16 protein-coding genes are annotated in these 17,124 nt (G+C 36.8%); 9 read left to right on the top strand and 7 right to left on the bottom strand.

What is annotated here, in order from left to right:
• Positions 1-76 precede the first annotated feature (76 nt).
• Positions 77-226 carry a hypothetical protein gene (locus tag BTO23_RS21290; RefSeq protein WP_170066682.1) on the top strand — a complete coding sequence of 50 codons (150 nt, stop codon included), beginning with the start codon at positions 77-79 and terminating at the stop codon, positions 224-226.
• 40 nt (positions 227-266) lie between these two features.
• On the opposite strand, the gene BTO23_RS05330 is transcribed toward BTO23_RS21290, so the two are convergent.
• The gene (locus BTO23_RS05330; protein WP_170066695.1) at positions 267-2,192 is read right to left on the bottom strand and encodes an RCC1 domain-containing protein; all 1,926 of its coding nucleotides are present in this window, start codon (positions 2,190-2,192) and stop codon (positions 267-269) included.
• A gap of 359 nt (positions 2,193-2,551) precedes the next feature.
• Here BTO23_RS05330 and BTO23_RS05325 point away from each other — a divergent pair, with 359 nt between their 5' ends.
• Both BTO23_RS05325 and yciA read left to right on the top strand, forming a co-directional pair.
• Entirely contained in the window at positions 2,552-3,988 is a 1,437-nt protein-coding gene (locus tag BTO23_RS05325) for an amidohydrolase (RefSeq protein ID WP_061028625.1), read from the top strand.
• A 147-nt stretch (positions 3,989-4,135) separates the two neighbouring features.
• Positions 4,136-4,546 (top strand): acyl-CoA thioester hydrolase YciA, encoded by a 411-nt coding sequence (gene yciA, locus BTO23_RS05320; RefSeq protein ID WP_105063094.1) that lies wholly within the window; start codon positions 4,136-4,138, stop codon positions 4,544-4,546.
• A 112-nt stretch (positions 4,547-4,658) separates the two neighbouring features.
• Here the strand turns inward: yciA and BTO23_RS05315 are convergent, their stop codons facing one another.
• On the bottom strand, positions 4,659-5,111 hold the full coding sequence (locus tag BTO23_RS05315; RefSeq protein ID WP_060990953.1) for a DUF417 family protein: 453 nt from the start codon (positions 5,109-5,111) through the stop codon (positions 4,659-4,661).
• A 122-nt stretch (positions 5,112-5,233) separates the two neighbouring features.
• On the opposite strand from BTO23_RS05315, the gene BTO23_RS05310 reads away from it, so the two are divergent.
• The 4 genes from BTO23_RS05310 (at position 5,234) to BTO23_RS05295 (ending at position 7,662) form a co-directional block, all read left to right on the top strand.
• Complete coding sequence (locus BTO23_RS05310; RefSeq protein ID WP_060990954.1) at positions 5,234-5,794, top strand: TetR family transcriptional regulator; 561 nt, start codon at positions 5,234-5,236, stop codon at positions 5,792-5,794.
• A 21-nt stretch (positions 5,795-5,815) separates the two neighbouring features.
• Complete coding sequence (locus BTO23_RS05305) at positions 5,816-6,196, top strand: VOC family protein (RefSeq protein WP_060990955.1); 381 nt, start codon at positions 5,816-5,818, stop codon at positions 6,194-6,196.
• 204 nt (positions 6,197-6,400) lie between these two features.
• Positions 6,401-6,976 carry a glutaredoxin family protein gene (locus BTO23_RS05300; protein WP_060990956.1) on the top strand — a complete coding sequence of 192 codons (576 nt, stop codon included), beginning with the start codon at positions 6,401-6,403 and terminating at the stop codon, positions 6,974-6,976.
• 2 nt (positions 6,977-6,978) lie between these two features.
• A complete protein-coding gene (locus BTO23_RS05295) occupies positions 6,979-7,662 on the top strand; it encodes a TVP38/TMEM64 family protein (RefSeq protein WP_060990957.1) in 684 nt (227 codons plus the stop codon).
• Between the two features lie 73 nt (positions 7,663-7,735).
• Here the strand turns inward: BTO23_RS05295 and BTO23_RS05290 are convergent, their stop codons facing one another.
• Positions 7,736-8,500: a transporter substrate-binding domain-containing protein gene (locus BTO23_RS05290; RefSeq protein ID WP_060990958.1), complete on the bottom strand. Its 765-nt coding sequence runs from the start codon at positions 8,498-8,500 to the stop codon at positions 7,736-7,738.
• Between the two features lie 285 nt (positions 8,501-8,785).
• Between BTO23_RS05290 and BTO23_RS05285 the strand changes: the two genes are divergently transcribed.
• Both BTO23_RS05285 and efpL read left to right on the top strand, forming a co-directional pair.
• Complete coding sequence (locus tag BTO23_RS05285) at positions 8,786-9,679, top strand: sulfite exporter TauE/SafE family protein (RefSeq protein ID WP_060990959.1); 894 nt, start codon at positions 8,786-8,788, stop codon at positions 9,677-9,679.
• A 96-nt stretch (positions 9,680-9,775) separates the two neighbouring features.
• Complete coding sequence (gene efpL, locus BTO23_RS05280) at positions 9,776-10,342, top strand: elongation factor P-like protein EfpL (RefSeq protein WP_060990960.1); 567 nt, start codon at positions 9,776-9,778, stop codon at positions 10,340-10,342.
• Between the two features lie 81 nt (positions 10,343-10,423).
• Here efpL and BTO23_RS05275 read toward each other — a convergent pair whose 3' ends face one another.
• The 4 genes from BTO23_RS05275 to BTO23_RS05260 all read right to left on the bottom strand — a co-directional run bounded on the left by BTO23_RS05275 (position 10,424) and on the right by BTO23_RS05260 (position 17,110).
• Positions 10,424-11,599, bottom strand: coding sequence for a threonine/serine exporter family protein (locus tag BTO23_RS05275; protein ID WP_060990961.1), 1,176 nt, complete (start codon positions 11,597-11,599; stop codon positions 10,424-10,426).
• Positions 11,600-11,686: 87 nt separating this feature from the next.
• Positions 11,687-13,108 (bottom strand): 16S rRNA (cytosine(1407)-C(5))-methyltransferase RsmF, encoded by a 1,422-nt coding sequence (gene rsmF / locus BTO23_RS05270; RefSeq protein ID WP_105063093.1) that lies wholly within the window; start codon positions 13,106-13,108, stop codon positions 11,687-11,689.
• Positions 13,109-13,269: 161 nt separating this feature from the next.
• Entirely contained in the window at positions 13,270-15,906 is a 2,637-nt protein-coding gene (locus BTO23_RS05265) for an MlaD family protein (RefSeq protein ID WP_061011538.1), read from the bottom strand.
• Entirely contained in the window at positions 15,884-17,110 is a 1,227-nt protein-coding gene (locus BTO23_RS05260; protein ID WP_060990964.1) for a paraquat-inducible protein A, read from the bottom strand. The genes BTO23_RS05265 and BTO23_RS05260 overlap by 23 nt, the downstream gene beginning before the upstream one ends.
• Positions 17,111-17,124: the final 14 nt, after the last annotated feature.

Here is a 17,124-nt window from a genome sequence, read left to right as displayed (position 1 = left end):
TTGGAATGATTTGACGGTGCTATGATATTTACTATTTAAAACAGTGTTATACTCTCGTTATCAAATGGAGAGTTATATGACTGATAAAATAAAACCAGTACGTGAAGTAAAATCAAGGAAGAAAGCAAAACAAGCAAATTCTGATGGGAACATTAAAGTTGATGCTCGCTCTAAAATTGAAGAGATTTTAGCACAACGAGAGTTTGATAAAATGTATGAACTATAGTGAACGAGCTAAAATAGTAGGCTCGTTCACTTATTAGATCTTAAATCGTGGTATCTATTTTCTTAAGTACTGCGACATCATTAGACGTATCAATGTTATAAATATTCCCTTGGTCAGTATAGATAGTAAAACCAGTACTGCGAGGGAATACTCTATCTACTTTTCCCGGTAGCTTTATATTCGTTAAACCACCACCGAACTCTTTATATCCCCATGAATTAAGAATGAAGTGTGGAGATGATTCTCGTTTTGCTACTTCTGTTAATAAATAAGCACCATCATTTGAAGTGAAAATAGAAATTTTATCTGGTGAAGCGTTTATAAATGCATCAGAGAAATTTACATGACTAGGTCTATTTTTGTCATAATAGTAATATTTAATATATTCACCAAATTGTACTTCAGCATTAAGATCCCATATTCCTTGCCATGAGGTAATATCCCCATCTTGACGTATTGTTGAGTATCCTCCTGTATTTGTTTTTATATCAATAATATTAGTTAATTTATTTACATGGTTAACGTTATCAGAATAGATATTACCCCCACTAAAAATAGTTCCCCATGTAATAACATTCCCATCAAAAGTTAATGCTGCGAAAGAGCCTGAAGCTCCGACGATTTTTTTTACGTTTTCTAATTCAATATCTAGTTTATATTCGACGTGTGTTTTTTCTGGTGCAGAATATGCTGGGATAGAAATTTGTTTATACCCCCGGCCACATATAGCGTCATAAACTGGTTCATAATCAGGGTCATACATATCGCTTGAGTTATATTCAGATTCATCATATTTTATAGGAACGCATTTTTTACTGGCTTTAAAGTTAACTTGTTCAAAGCTGTAATAGTCATAAATAAACTCACCACCTTTAGTCCTACTTCCCCAGGCACCAACAGTTCCATCTGATTTAAGAAAAGCAAAGGCACTATAATTTGCAATTATGCTAGTGACATTTTGGCTAACTAACTCACCTTGATTTGTTGTTAGTTTTCCCCACTTATATAGATACCCTTGATCAGTGAGAAGAGCATAGTTACCTTTATAATCATAGCTTAACTCGACAAGGTGCGTAATATTACCTTGTATATCACTACATGATATTTTTCCGGTTTCTTCAATTAGGCAAGCTTCACCTTGCTCAGTTTGAATAATAGTACTACTTTTACTTGTTAAGATATCAATGCCATTATTGATATTTATTTTTTTAGTCATGTTTTTAGTACTACTAATAATATAAACATTACCTGTATTCGTTAATATTGAAAAGTATTTATCGGCAGCGGTTACTTTTCTAACACCTTCAATATTTATGTCATCAATTAAATCGATGCTATTTTTTATTTTTGGCCCCCAAAGATAAAAGTCGCCATTACTTTTTATACCAGAGAAGGCATTAGCATGTGCATAGATAGCGACAAATTGATTATTATCTGTAGGTTTTATTTTCTCAAAACGCCTTTCTGCTTGATAGGCAAACTCTCCATCAAGAATATTATTCCACTCAAGAACCTGACCTGTATTAAATAAGGTTACCTTGCTATAACTATTTGCTACTTGTTGTATAGGGAAGGATTTAGTAAATATTTTTACGAATGGTTCAGTCACTTGTTCTTTATAATTAAGTTGAGCTGATACCATAATCGGAAAAAGGTGCTCATTTTCTTTCAGTTGATATTCACAGTCGTTTGAGACTGTAATGTTATCTATAATCCAATTACAAGATATACTTTCTGAACCGTCAGTAATATTGTCAGTGGAAAATACAACCTTCAAAGTATCTAAGCTAGAGTAGTCATTTGTTTTCTGTGGGTAAAGTGTTGATTTTAAGCTAATACCATCAAGGTTAACAATTTTTTCTGGTGTTGCTACATGATTAACTACGGATTTATTGTCGGAGGTACTTTTATCGCCACCACACCCAAATAAAGGTAAAACAAGCAAAGCAGTTAAAAGATATTTCATAATGTGTAATTCTATTCTAATTAATATAAAAGTATGACTAATTGAAATCAATCAGTGGTTTATCGACATGCTATACCAAGGCTATTATTTATTAGTGCCTTTTAGTAAATGATATTTTATAACCAAAACAAATGCCATATATAAATGCATTGCCTGTGTGAATACCCTATGTTTTTATACAATGGTGGTTTTGTGTAAATGCTATTTTTTCGTTGCTTAAATGGCATTTTATTTTTGAAAGTTTCATATTCATAGAACAAGCTAGGTGGTAGATTACTTATAAAAAGAGAGTAAGTTTAATTCTTCCCTTTAAACTTACTTTACCTCTTTAATTAGGGAACATAAGTTAAGGTTTAGGAATGAAGCTTAAAAGCTTGGTATTTAGTATTAGCGTTATTTTACTTTCTGGTTGTGGTCTAGCGAAAGAAAAGCAAAAATACAATGCAGATGTGATTGTTAATAATGGGCAAGTGTTAACGATTAACTCAACGATGCAAATCATTGATGACGGTGTTGTGGTTATTAAAGATGATCAGATTATCGCACTTGGGACTGTTGAATTATTAAATCAATATCAAGCGCCGAAAATGATTGATGCAAAAGACGGTATCGTGATGCCTGGCATGATCAACGCTCATAATCACCTGCCAATGATTGCGTTTCGAGGCTTAGGTGAAGAGGGAATTTCAAACCGTTTATTTGCTTATTTTTTCCCTCTAGAATCTGAAATGTTAAGTCGTGAACTTATCTACAATGCGACTAAACTAGGAACTATCGATTTAGCTCAAAGCGGCGTGACGACATATGCAGATATGTACTATCACATGGATGAAATGGCGAAGGCGACGAAAGAGGTAGGCTTAAGAGCGGTACTTGGTGAGACAGTAATTAAATTCCCTGTGGTAGATGCAAAACAACCTTACGGTGGTATTGAATATGCAAAAGGGTTTATTGAAGAGTACCAAAATGATCCATTGATCACACCTGCTTATGCCCCTCATGCCGTTTACACTGTGAGTAAAGAAAAGCTCCAAGAGATCAATAAGCTATCAGAAAGTTATGATGTGCCGGTATTAATACACGTTGCAGAATTCCCAAATGAAGAAACACGCATTAAAGATCCAACTCAAGCAAAATCGCCTGTTGAGTATTTAGACGAGATAGGTGTGCTTGATGAGCGAGTTGTAATTGCACATGGCATTCATTTATCAGAACACGATCAAGTTTTACTTAAAGAAGCGGATGCCGGTATTTCATACAACCCAATGGCGAACGCAAAGGGTGCTACAGGTATTGCCCCTGCATGGGATATGTATCGTGCTGATATGAGAATTGGTTTAGGGACTGATGGTCCCATGAGCTCAAATCAAGTCGATTTATGGAGAACACTTAGTTATGCCGCAAATATGCAGCGCCTTAAGAATTCGGATAGAACGATAATGGTCCCAGAGCAAGTGATTGAAATGGCCACCATAGGCGGAGCTAAAGCTCTGCATATGGAAAATGAACTTGGCTCTTTAGAAGTCGGAAAAAAAGCGGATATTATTATTGTAGAAACTCAGTCCGCGAATATGATGCCAAATTATGATCCGTATGCCACATTGGTATATCAAGCAAATCCAAGTAATGTAGATACAACTATCGTGAATGGTGAGGTCATTATGGAAAATAGAAAAATGCTGACCGTTACATTAGATGATATCCGAGATAGTGTTGAGCAATTTGAGAGTAATATTGCCACATTTGCTAAAGAGTTATCCAAGAAGGCGATTAAATCCAAAAGTTTGATGGATTAACACAAAAAATAGCCTACGTAGCGTAACGTTAAGCAGGCTTTTTTTAGAGATAAGAGATAAATACTTCTCTTAAGTAAAAAGGAATATCTCTGACGATAAATTTAAAGTGTGATATGGTTCTCAAAATATTAAATATGGAGAACTACTTTGATAACTGAATTAAACACCAATCAAGCACCAAAAGGGCAGCTACTTCTTCGAACTCTTTCTATGCCTGCAGATACAAATGCTAATGGTGATATCTTTGGTGGCTGGATTATGTCTCAACTTGACCTAGCGGGTGCAATTTTAGCTCAGGAAATTTCAGGTGGACGTATTGTGACGGTGTCAGTATCTAGCATTACATTTAAAAAACCGGTAAGTGTTGGTGATGTTGTTTGCTGTTATGGTGAGTGTACGAAAATTGGACGTACATCAATGTCGATTGATTTAGAAGTTTGGGTGAAACCAATTAAAGAAGATGAAATTAGCCATCGTTTTCAGGTGTGCGAAGCAACATTTAACTATGTCGCGATTGATTCAAATGGTAAACCAAGAGCAATACCTAAACATTCATAACTATCATGCTTGGTATTAAGTAGAGCTTACAAAGTGCTTGTCGTGATTTCTGTTTAACATCAAAAAATAATAGCCTGCTTAACATAATGTTGAGCAGGCTTTTTTATCGGCTTTAGATATACTTTTTATTATGCTCAATCACTAATAAAGAAATTGAAATAAACACAATATCTTTTAATAAGAAAAAGTTAGTGGTTAGCACACCATCAACCATTTTCCATGTATTTGGGGTTGTAGCTAAAAAACTTAATGTTGTAATAAAGGTCAGTAGGGCAAGGATCCCTGAAACGTAGCCCACTTTAGAATTAAAGAATCCAACGATAAGCCCTATAGCAATGATGATTTCAGTTAATCCAATAATGTTTGAGACCATTTGTACCGATATAAAGTTATATACCCAACCGATTAAAGGGTGATTGACAACAAGGGGTTCTATTGCAGCGGCTTCTGTTGGTGTAAATTTAAAAACTCCGATCCATAGTAGGGTTATGACGACACCAAATACGCCTAATTTATATCCTAAAGATGTATCTCTATGTGTGTTGGTTATGGTTTGATTGTTCATTTTTTTTCACAAATTAAACTAAACTGTTTAGTTTAATTTATAGTGTAATTGTATTAAGTCAACCATTTTTGAACTAAACAGTTTATTTTGTTACTATGGAACTAATAGAGGAGAGAGATGTCATGAAAGAAGAAAAGAGACTGAATGCATTACAAAAAACGATAGAATTATGTGCTCTGCATGGGTTTCATGGTACAAGCATGGATAAGATCACCGCAGCTACTGGTTTATCAAAAGCGACTATCTATAAATATTTTCAATCTAAAGAAAATTTGATTGTTAATGCGTTAGAGCTCTTTAGTGAGCAATCTTTATCGAGTGTAAAGGTACTTTTTGAGAATACAGACCTGACTCTAGAAGAAAAAATAGCTCTACGTTTTGAAGGCCTTGCAGCTTGTATTGATATTGATTCATTTAATGGCTGTTACTTCCAACTTGCTTTTAGTGAATACAGTAATGAAGATAAGGCTATTACTGAGGTTAGTGCTCGATATAAGCAAAAAACTCAAGATTTATTAATCGCACTTTTAAAAAGACATGATATTGGTAATGCGGAATTGAAAGCTAAAAAAGCAGGACTAGTTTATAACGGCTTATTAGCATCACTACAATTAACGAAAGATATATCACTTATTGAATTAGCTCATCAATTGTTTTTAGATATCATTTTTAAGTCGGAATAACATTTAAGGTGGGGTGCCATCATGGAAATTAGTCATTTAGATCATCTTGTACTGACAGTAAAAAGCATTAATAACACGGTAGATTTTTATACTCGAGTGCTTGGAATGAAGTACATAACCTTTGGTGAAGAGCGAGTCGCTTTGTTATTTGGTGAGCAGAAGATTAATCTACATGAACAAGGTTATGAATTTGAACCAAAAGCTCTGAATGTAAAAGATGGAAGTGCTGATCTTTGCTTTATTGTGAATACGAACATTACAGAAGTAAAAAAACACATAGAAGAGCAAGGCCTTACGATTATTGATGGGCCAGTCGAACGAACAGGAGCTCTGGGTAAGATTATATCTATCTATTTTAGGGATCCAGATGGTAACTTGATAGAACTCTCAAATTATCTGTAGTTTTAAGACTAAGCAGATTAATCACTACTAAATAGATGGTTATCTCACCATTTATCACCTATACCGTATTCATAGCATAAAAATAGCGACTATCATTAAGTTAACTAATTATGTCTTTTTGTTTTTTAATGGTTGACTTAAATTTGATATAAGCTAAATTAAACTAAACAGTTCAGTTTAATTTTTATCGGTAAGGGATAAATTATGAAGCCAATTAAAATTACGTTATATCGTTGGGCAGGTAGTTGGGGACCATTTAAGGTTAATATCCCTTGCGGAGAATGCACGTTAACTAAAGATATCCTTCAAGATACATTTAATACTGAGCTTACGGGGATCCCTATTGAGCTTGAAGTTAAAGATTGGTTATCTCATTGGTGGGAACCATTAAAACTGAAAGCATGGCATGCGCCGATCATTATTGTTGAAGATAAAGTGATCAGTGAAGGGGAAGCCTTAAATCGTGGTGTTCTTGTTCAGGCTGTTATTGCTCAAGTTGCTAAACGAGATGAAATTAAAGGAAATGTTGTATTTGGTAAAGCAACGTGTCCATTTTGTATAAAAGCCAAAGCCGCGCTTGATGCTGCTGGCGTTGAATATACTTATCATGATGTGGTTAAAGACAGTGCTGCGTTATATAGAATGATCCCAGAAGTTAAAGCCATTATTGGTGAGAAAACGCCGGTCACAGTGCCGCAGATCTGGATAGATGGTAAGTATATTGGTGGTTTTGATAACTTGACTAAAACGATGAATACCGATGCCAAAATAGGGAGTTAATTATGAATAAAAAACTGATCTTATTGGCGGTTTTATTGGTTTCGTTTTCTGTAGTGTATTTTAATTTTGGGCACCTACTGACACTTGAACAAATTAAAGGCTTTCATCAGTCACTTCAAAGTGACATACAAGAAAATCTTTTCTTTTATAGTGCAGCTTACTTTTTTGCCTATGTTGTTGTTACTGCATTATCTATTCCAGGAGCAGCCGTTGTTACATTACTTGGTGCAGCTCTATTCGGTTTTTGGTGGAGTTTGTTACTGGTTTCTTTTGCGAGTAGTATCGGCGCGACTATTGCCTTTTTAAGCAGTCGTTATTTGCTAAGGGAGTGGGTAGATAACAAATTTAAAGATAAACTTGTACCTATCAACCAAGGCGTAGAGAGAGATGGTGCTTTTTACTTACTCACACTACGATTAATTCCTATTTTCCCATTTTTTGTTATTAACTTGCTCATGGGATTAACGAAGATCAGTGCAGGGCGCTTCTATCTCTTTAGTCAATTAGGTATGCTACCAGGAACTATGGTGTACCTTAATGCTGGTACACAACTATCAGAGATTACGTCGTTATCTGGATTGATTTCTCCTCAAATATTAGGTTCGTTAGCGTTACTTGGGGTCTTCCCAATTGCGATTAAATTTGTGATTAATTTGATCCAAAAAAGACGAATAAAAGCAGAATAACCTTAAATAAAAAAGAACGTATTGATAGTTATCTTTACGTTCTTTTTTATAATTAGGTTTTAAAAATTAAGGATTATCGAAGTGAATTTTTTTTCATTAGCTCTTCATCAATTCCTTTCAATTTCATTTCATCCATAATGAAATTCATTGTATTTAATAGCTCTTGTTCACCTTTAGGTACAAGGTAACCAAATTGACTTTTGGTAAATGGGTTCTCACATCGAGTTGCTTCTAATCGCTTATCTGTTGCCTGATAATAGAGAGCTTCAGGTGTTTCAGTCACCATAACGTCTATCTTTCCTGTCGCAACAGCTTGAGGTACATCTAAGTTATTTTCATAGCGTGTGAAGCTGGCTTTTTGTAAATGCGTATCTGCAAAGACTTCGTTAGTACCACCAATATTAATACCAACATGAATTTTGTCGGTATTTACTTTATCAATAGTATTGAACTGCTTAGATTTTCCTTTAGCAACTAAAAAGCATTTACCAAAAGTCATGTAACCTTGAGTTTGCTCTGCGTGCAGTTGACGCTGCATTTTTCGGGTTATTCCTCCCATAGCCACATCATATTTATCGGCATTTAAATCAGGGATCAGGTTTTTCCAAGAAGTCTTAACTAACTCTAGTTTTACCCCAAGTTGTGTTGCGACATGTTTTGCCACATCAATATCGTAACCAATGTAGCTTTTCCCATCGAACGAAGAGAAGGGCTTGTAATCTCCAGTGGTACCAACACGAAGTACTCCTGATTCTTGGATATCATTTAAGCGATCTGCGTGAGCCGAGCATGAAGCGGCAAGTAACATTGAAATGCATAATAGTTTATTTTTCATCATAGATTTTTATTTATAAGTTTAACCAACAAACCTATCACTTTTTTTCAAACTAACACATCAAACCATCCTATAAATAACCATAAAAAAACAAAGAAAAGTACATATTCTCAAGTTGAGGTGACTTATATATCAATATTAATGATGATTTTGTTCTTGGGTGTTAATTATATGGATTGATTGTTATTTTGAATAAATACCTAAGCCTTATGCTATAAGGGCGTTGGCTGGTTTTTAAGATAAAACTGGATTACTATTTGCGCCTTTCTTACTATCGTGTGAATTATCATGACCGTTCTTTTGCTCTTACAGATTAGCCTAGTTATTGGAGGCATTATCTTTCTTTATATGCTTATTAAATTATGGATGAAAAAAAGAGAATCTGAGAAGCAGACCAATATATGGGCTATTGGTTTAATTGGTGGTGTGGCTAACTTTTTTGATACGTTAGGTGTTGGCAGTTTTGCGATAAAAACAGCAGGATATAAGCAATTTAAACTTCTTGATGATAAAGACTTACCCGGCACAATGAATGCTCAAGCAACCATGGCGACGGTATTTCAAGCTTTGATATTTTTGACCGCAGTCAATGTAGATTTAACTACGTTGCTTAGCTTAATTGTTGCTGCGTGTGCGGGTGCAACAATTGGTGCTCGTCTAGTTTCTAATTTTGATCGTCAGCTTATTCGTTTAATAATGACTGGTGCATTATTTGTTGTTGCATTACTGATGTTTGCTGGTCAATTTCATCTATTCCCATTAGGTGGTGATGCTCTTGGTTTATCTGGTGAAAAGTTAATTATTGCTGTTATCGGTAATTTTATCTTTGGGGCATTGATGACCGTCGGAATCGGTTTATATGCGCCATGCATGACTATGATCTATCTATTAGGGATGAATCCATTGGCGGCATTTCCGATCATGATGTGTTCATGCGCATTTTTATGCTTCTTCTCATCAGGTAATTTCATTCAAAAAGAAGCATTGAATTCAAGAGCAGCATTAGTGGTGGTGGTTACGGGCTCTATTGGTGTGTTCATCGCAGCCTTTATCGTAAAATCATTAGATGTTGAAATGCTTGCTTGGTTAGTATCTTTTGTTGTTCTCTATACTGCGGTAACTATGTTGCGATCTTGGCAGCAAGGCCGAAAAGAAGCAATGATTGAGTCAAGAGCCCAATAAATAGTCGATAAATCGCGAGTTTCAAGCACATAATTATTGGAGATATAAAAAGTTCATGGTATTTTCCACTTACCAATTATTTATGGATTTTTTATCATGCCAAAGGCAAGTGACATTAAAAAAGGTTCAGCAATTGAACTGAACGGTAAAGTATTTTTCGTTAAAGAAATCAGCAAGCTAACACCAAGTGGTCGCGCTGGCGCAACGTTATTCCGTATGCGTATGTATGATGTAGCAACTGGTTCTAAAGCAGACGAGAGCTTTAAATCAGATGATATTATCACTTTAGCTGATTTTAGCCGTCGTAGTGCGACTTTCTCTTATGTTGATGGTAATGAGTACGTTTTCATGGATGTAGAAGATTACACTCCATACAACTTTAACAAAGAAGCGATTGAAGAAGAGTTACTTTTCATCTCTGAAGAGACACAAGGCCTTCAAATTCTTATCGTTGATGGTGCTCCAGTTGCGATTGAATTACCTTCAGCTGTAGATTTAGTTATCGTTGATACAGCACCTTCAATTAAAGGTGCGTCTGCAAGTGCTCGTACTAAGCCTGCAACAATGACAACTGGTTTAACTGTACAAGTTCCAGAATATATCGCTAACGGTGAGAAAGTGAAAATTAACACGACTGAACACAAGTTCATGAGTCGTGCATAATTTAAAACGGTAAATATCGTAAAAATAAAGGCCAGAAGCTTATTGAGTTTCTGGCCTTTTTTATATTGGTAATATTAAAAATTAGTCGCGGTCTATTTTGGGTGAATAGATTGAATAGGCTGTGACTTGTCCTGCAACGATAGCTGAAAACATAAATAGGGCAGATAAACCAATACTTGGAATCGGTAGGATTGAAGCATTAAAAACGCTTTGACTGGCACTGACTAGGACTCTGCTCCCTGGAACTAAAATAATAATCCCTTGCATGATAAAAATGATGCCAGTTAAATCTAATTTTTTAGCGATCCAAGTGCCATATAAGGTGATCAATACTGTCGTTACCCAAGTACCAACAACCCAACCGCCATCAAAGCCAAGATAGAATGGTCCCCACATTCCCAATATTGCTACTGGTAAGCTATAAACCATATCTATAGGCCTTGCTTTAAACATGACACCAATCGAAAATGAAATTAATGGAAGTCCTACAATTTGTAGCCACAATGGAAATTCATTTTGGTAGTCAATGGATTCAGGTACACCCCATAGAGCCTCACCAATATGAAGACCGATAATGATCCCAATAAAAAGCTTAATAAGAGTAAGGAAGCATTGGCCAAGCAAGCTAGTACCTGAAACCAAATCATTAAAGGCTAAACACTCTAAAGCATTGGCAATAGAAAGCCCGGGAACAAAGAGAACGATAGCGGCGATACAAAGACCAAGAACAGGGATGGGAACGCCTAGACTAGCAATGAAAGTAACGATGAGGGTGACAATAACAGCACTGAAGAATTCAACCGCAAGACTGCGTCGTTTGGTACAAATTGCTTGGCAGGCCCATACAACAAACCCAAGTAAAAAACTGACCCATAGTGCTTCATAAGTTGAGCCGACTAGCATTAAGAAAGCGGGGGGAATACATACATTAGCAAGGGCGATAATCCATGTAGGAAAGAATACACTTTCTGCTGGTGGCGGTGGGTTTTCTGTTAATGGTTGTTGCAAACGGATAATTGTATTGGCGAGTAAGCCCAAATCAATACTGGCAGGTTTATGCCTTTTTAAAATGACGGCATTATTGTCGTCGGGAAATTGGTAATTAATTGCGGTAGGAGTTGCTTGGATCATACAATTTACACCATGCTTATTGGCATAAAAAGTAGTGTAACGCTCTACTTTGTAGGGAGCGCAGCCACATCGATGTAATGTGTCTCCGATTTCAACAATCCTTTTTATTCTATACTGCGAAGGCATGTCCATATCCCTAAATTGTCTGTATCTAACCAACTCGTACAGCTTATCTGAATTGGATGAGCTGTACGATGGTTCTAGATCGTGTATTTAAAATAAATTACCGTCACGAACTAACTCTCTAGGTAAGCCATTTTTAATTCGATTACCAACCCATTTTCCTAAGCCAATGACTGCTCCGCAGTAAGTGACAATAGTTTCGCCTTTACCTATCGATTCAGGACGTACGTCACGACCCATATACCATTCACGAGCTTGTTCAGTGGTCAGTTCACAAGCAGTAGGGTTATTTGTATCAGCTAAAGCCATAATAGCTTCATGCTGCCAGCGGTAACCCTTCTTATGAGTTTCCGCGAGTTTAAAGCCAATACGGTGATAACGCATTTCACCAATTAATGGTTTCATACGTTTAGGGAAAGCCCATACTTCTTTGTCGCGGATCCATAATTCATTCGTTTCTGGAACAGAAAGTGCTAATGTCGTTTTTAATTCTGCTTCAATGTCTTTGATTTCTTTGCTTGATGCGAGTGAAAATGGGAATTTACCTAAACGCTTTTTAACTTCAGGTGCTACCGTTGCTGAATTCTTTCGGATTTTAGCAACAAAGAAACCTTCACTATCAAAGATCTGCGGGTAGATATGCAAAAAACCTTCTTTAGTTAAGGCTTTTTCTGCATTTTCAAAAAGATCACCCAAAGGCTCAAACGTGACCGCGTCACCAAATTGCTCTACTAAGTGTTGGCAAATATTCTGGTTTTCTTGATGATTTAACGTACAAGTCGAATAAACCATTACGCCACCCGGTTTAAGGGCATGAAAAGCACTTTCGATGAGATCGCGTTGAGTATCACCAATTTCAATGACTGACTCTGGGCTCCAGTTATGCATGGCATCTGGATCTTTACGGATAGTTCCTTCTCCAGAACAAGGCGCATCTAATAAAATAGAATCGAAGGTTTCAGGTAACCAACCACCGAATACTCGGCCATCAAAATGGGTAAGGGCAACGTTACTTACGCCACAACGTTGAACGTTAGAACACAACACTTTTACACGGCTTGAGGAAAACTCATTGGCAACAAGTGCTCCTTGGTTTTTCATTCCTGCGGCAAGTTGTGTCGTTTTAGAACCCGGAGCTGAAGCCATATCTAAGGCCATTTCAATATCATCATTATCTTTCAATAATGCGGTAACAGGCATCATAGAGCTTGCTTCTTGAATATAGAATAGCCCTGACATGTGTTCAGCAGTACTGCCTAATTTTACAGTGTCTGTTTCTGGTCGAGTGATCCAAAAACCTGTATCACACCAAGGAACGGGTTCTAGCTTCCATTGTTTTTCATCGGCGCGCTGTTTAAATTCTTCTACACTGTTTTTTAATGTATTTACACGAATGCTACGGCGTAAAGGGCGTTTACAAGCGGCAACAAAGTCTTCCATTGAAAGATGGGAAGGCATGGTTTCCTGTACTTGTGCTAAGAAGGCTTCAGGTAGAAAAATATTATCGTGCACGAATGAATCTCATAGGATGATGTTATGGCAGGGAGTGTAAACGCAATTAACAGTATTGTCTAAATGGAATCTGTAGATTATAGGGTAAATTAAGGGCTTAAATAAAAAAAGGCAACCAATGTGAAGTTTGGTTGCCTGAATTTAACTATTTTATTGGTATATTATTTGTTTGGATTCGGTATTGCTGCATTCCACAAAGGCCAATCTTCTTCAGCTGATTTATATAATAAATACGATTTGTTTGCTTTTGCTTTCGGTTGTAATGCTTCATCATCAGGAGTCGAGAATGCAATACCACCACGTAAGATGCTATCAACGGTACCAGCCTGTACTTTTGCCCCGCTTAAGCCTATTGACATATTTACACCAGATACATTCCAAAAAACGGTATTTTCACGTACAAGGTATCCAAAGTCAGGATCAATGCCGATAGTGAAAATAACACGGTCGGATAAATCACCTAATTTAACATCGGTTACTTCTCCAACTTCCATTTCTCTAAATAAAATAGGAGTGCCCACTTTTACAGAGCCGCGTGTAATAGACTCTAAAGTATAAGAGATATACTCATTACTTTGAGGTTGGTCTGTTAAGCTAAATTGAGTTCGAGCTTTTCCATCACCAGGAGTTACTTGAATATAACTGCCAAGTAATGTGTCTAAATTTTCAGCACCAGAGAGGCTGATGTTTGGTTTAACAACCCAAAAATGGCTGCCAGATACGGCAATTTGATCTACGTATTCAGGATAGATACGAGCTTGTACATAAACATTACCTTGCTTAAAGTTTGGTGTAATTCTACTTATCTCACCAACAGAAACACCTTTGTACTTAATTAAGGTTCCTTTTGATATGGAGTTACTGTCTTTCGCAGTAAAGGCAATGATTTTACCAAATTCTTGTGCTTCAGATAGGTTTGAGTACAGTTTCCATTTTTTGCCTAATTTATTTTCGACGCCTTGCATATTGTCAAAACCAATACCACCCCGGATCATTGACATAAGTGGTGCCGCTTGAATATTCACACCACTTAAACTTGCTTCGACATTCACGCCGGAGTAGTTCCAAAATACAGTATCGTCTTGGATTAAGTGTGCGTATTGCTTTTCAATGTTTACTTTAATGTTGACGCCATCATTACCTAAGCTGAAATCGGTAATTTTTCCGACCACAAGATTACGATATAAAATAGGGCTGTTCTTAGTAATAGGCGGTAACTCAGGGCTAAATAGAGTCAATTCAGTACTCTTCTCCGTCTTGAACTGTGCTAGCTCTGCAAGAGAATTATTTTTAAATAAAGTATAGCTTTTTTGTTTGTAGCCTTTGCCTTCACTGGTGAAGCTTATTGAACCTGAGATTAACGCTTGCGTTGGTGGGATATCAATATTGACACCAGAGTCAGTTAACTCTGCTGAAACGCTGCCAGAGACAAAGAATTTGTTGTTAGATTTAATTAGATGTTTGTATTTTTCAAAAATCATTACATCGAATTTCACTTGATCATTAACCAAGGCAACGTGAGTTACTGAGCCAACTTTAATACCTTTATATAAGATTGTGGTATCTGGTGTTAACCCAAAAGAGCGGTCGGCATACAATGAAAAGGTAAGTGCTTTTGCATCTTGCTTGATAAGTTCTGGTTTTCTTACCGCAGTGAATGCTCGTGATTTTTCACCGTTACCAGGGATTAAAGTAAGGAAATTACCACGAACAAGGTTACCAATATTTTCTACACCAGAAAGACCTAACTTAGCTTCTTCAAGCACAAAGCGAGAACCATTATTAAGGTAATCACTAAAAGAAGGCTCAATAGTGGCAGAAGCGATGATGTCTTTTTTATCATCAGACAGTTTTAAGCTGTTGATTTGACCAATTTCAAGGCCACGATACATAATCGCAGAACCATTAGGGCTGACTTGGTTGTTATCAGGCAATGTTATTTTGATGGGAATACCACGACCAGCCGTTTTAATGTTGGAATAAAGGCGGAACTCTTTACCATTTTCTATTTCAGCACCATCGTCAGGTGAATCGACGGCTATGGCGCCTCCAATTAATGCAGATAAGCTTTCAAACTGTACATCAACACCATTAAAACCAATATTAGCACCAATGCCACTCGCATTCCAAAAACGGCTTTTTGACGTAATTAAATGCGCGTAGTCTTCTTGGATAAGTGCTTTAATTCGAACGTTATCGGTTTCTTGGTCTAATTTGAAATTATACACTTCACCAATTGGGATTTTTTTGTAATAGATTTTTGAACCAACAGAAATAGAACCTAAATCTTTAGATCTTAAAGTGACACTTAATCCAGTGGTATCTGGCTGTATCGCAGGAGAGTTTGCTAATGCCGTAAATGTCGTTTTTGCCTCACCTGAACCGGGTAAAATAGCGATGTAGTTACCGGAAACCAATGCATCTAACCCTGAGATACCGGTTAAAGAGGCTTGAGGCTTAACAAGCCAAAACTGAGTGTTATCTTTCAGGAGACTTGATGCTTCTGGATAAATATCTGCATCGACATAAATATTAGACAGGTCTTCAGATAACGTGATGTTTTTCACCATACCGACTTCAAGACCTTGATAACGAATGGTCGTGCGACCGGCAATCAAACCTTGCGCATCATCAAAATAGATTTGAACACGTTGGCCTGCTTCCATAAAAGCAGAATAAACTAACCAGCCCCCAAGACATAGGGCAAGAAGGGGTAGCATCCAAAGTGGAGATATCCCTCGTTCGTTTTTGATGTTTACTTGTTCAATAGATGAATCAAGATTTTTTGCTTCGCTCATAATTATCCCAAATTAAACGAGAATCAAAACTTTCAGCGGCTAGCATGGTGAATACCACAACTAAGCCAAAGGCAACGGCACCAAGGCCGGGAGTGAAATCTAGAATTTGTCCACGATCGATTAATGTCATCATAATCGAGATTACAAACAAATCCATTACGGACCATTTACCTATCCATTTTACGGCCACATATATTGACATTCTTTGACGATGAAAAACGGTTCGTTTAAATTGAACGCATAATAATAAATAGCCTAAGCCAAGAATTTTAGCGACAGGTACAATGATACTTGCAACAAAGATGATAATGGCAATGCCATACATATCGGTTTTTATTAATCCTGCAACCCCTGAAAATATTGTATCTTCTAATCGCTTACCGTTAGTTAATAGTATAGAGATAGAGAGAATATTTGCAGGAATGATAAATATTGCAGCAGTAAGTAAATAGGTCCATGTTTTCTGTATGGACTTTGGTTTTCTTGAATGTATCGGACGTTTACAGCGGATACAGTGACTGCCTTTTTGTTGTGTGAAGTGGCAATGCCCACAATGAACAGACTCTTCGGGCTCACTAATTGGTGCTTCAATATGTTGTTGATGTTTTCTTTGCCATACTCGCCAATAACGTCTTGCACTCACGTGTGTTAATAATAACGAGGTAACAAATTGCAGTAGGATGAGACCGTACAGACCGGAACCAATGAATATATCGGCATGATCTTGTATTTTAAAACACGCAATAGCTAAGCTTACGAGAAAAACATCCAACATCATCCAATCCTTTAAATGCTGAATGGTTGAAATGCTGCTTCTAAATAAAGTAAACCATTTTCGTCTGAGTGCTAAATGCGCAGTAACGACCGAGCCACAAACAAGAAACGGAACTATAGAGCTACAAAATAAAATTAATAATCCAAGCATAGGAAAGCCTTCACCCATTAGAGTGATGGTTCCTGAAGGCAGCGTGGCAGGGATCATGACACCAAACAATTGAATGGTGACCATAGGAAAGAAATGCGAAGGTATAAATAGCAACAACGCAGCAATAGCGATAGCTAAATCACTGTTTAATGAAATTCGATTACCACGATACAGTTGTGTATTGCAGCGAGGGCAGTGTGCATTCTGCTTTCTTTCTACCTTCGCTACTTTAACGACAAGATCACAGCCGTGGCAGCGACGAAATTTAGCGTCTTCCACGGTTTATATCCAAT

The organism is Aliivibrio sifiae, from assembly GCF_002954715.1.
GTDB classification, from domain to species: Bacteria; Pseudomonadota; Gammaproteobacteria; order Enterobacterales; family Vibrionaceae; genus Aliivibrio; species Aliivibrio sifiae.
Note: the sequence above shows the minus strand (reverse complement) of the source record. Positions and strands in the feature narration are given on the sequence as shown.

Coding starts and splice junctions, on each gene's coding strand:
- BTO23_RS05325 (WP_061028625.1), top strand. CDS start 2,552: ATGAAGCTTAAAAGCTTGGTATTTAGTATTAGCGTTATTTTACTTTCT.
- BTO23_RS05295 (WP_060990957.1), top strand. CDS start 6,979: ATGAATAAAAAACTGATCTTATTGGCGGTTTTATTGGTTTCGTTTTCT.
- BTO23_RS05275 (WP_060990961.1), bottom strand. CDS start 11,599: ATGCCTTCGCAGTATAGAATAAAAAGGATTGTTGAAATCGGAGACACA.
- BTO23_RS05285 (WP_060990959.1), top strand. CDS start 8,786: ATGACCGTTCTTTTGCTCTTACAGATTAGCCTAGTTATTGGAGGCATT.
- efpL (WP_060990960.1), top strand. CDS start 9,776: ATGCCAAAGGCAAGTGACATTAAAAAAGGTTCAGCAATTGAACTGAAC.
- BTO23_RS05330 (WP_170066695.1), bottom strand. CDS start 2,192: ATGAAATATCTTTTAACTGCTTTGCTTGTTTTACCTTTATTTGGGTGT.
- BTO23_RS21290 (WP_170066682.1), top strand. CDS start 77: ATGACTGATAAAATAAAACCAGTACGTGAAGTAAAATCAAGGAAGAAA.
- BTO23_RS05310 (WP_060990954.1), top strand. CDS start 5,234: ATGAAAGAAGAAAAGAGACTGAATGCATTACAAAAAACGATAGAATTA.
- BTO23_RS05315 (WP_060990953.1), bottom strand. CDS start 5,111: ATGAACAATCAAACCATAACCAACACACATAGAGATACATCTTTAGGA.
- BTO23_RS05305 (WP_060990955.1), top strand. CDS start 5,816: ATGGAAATTAGTCATTTAGATCATCTTGTACTGACAGTAAAAAGCATT.
- BTO23_RS05300 (WP_060990956.1), top strand. CDS start 6,401: ATGAAGCCAATTAAAATTACGTTATATCGTTGGGCAGGTAGTTGGGGA.
- BTO23_RS05265 (WP_061011538.1), bottom strand. CDS start 15,906: ATGAGCGAAGCAAAAAATCTTGATTCATCTATTGAACAAGTAAACATC.
- BTO23_RS05290 (WP_060990958.1), bottom strand. CDS start 8,500: ATGATGAAAAATAAACTATTATGCATTTCAATGTTACTTGCCGCTTCA.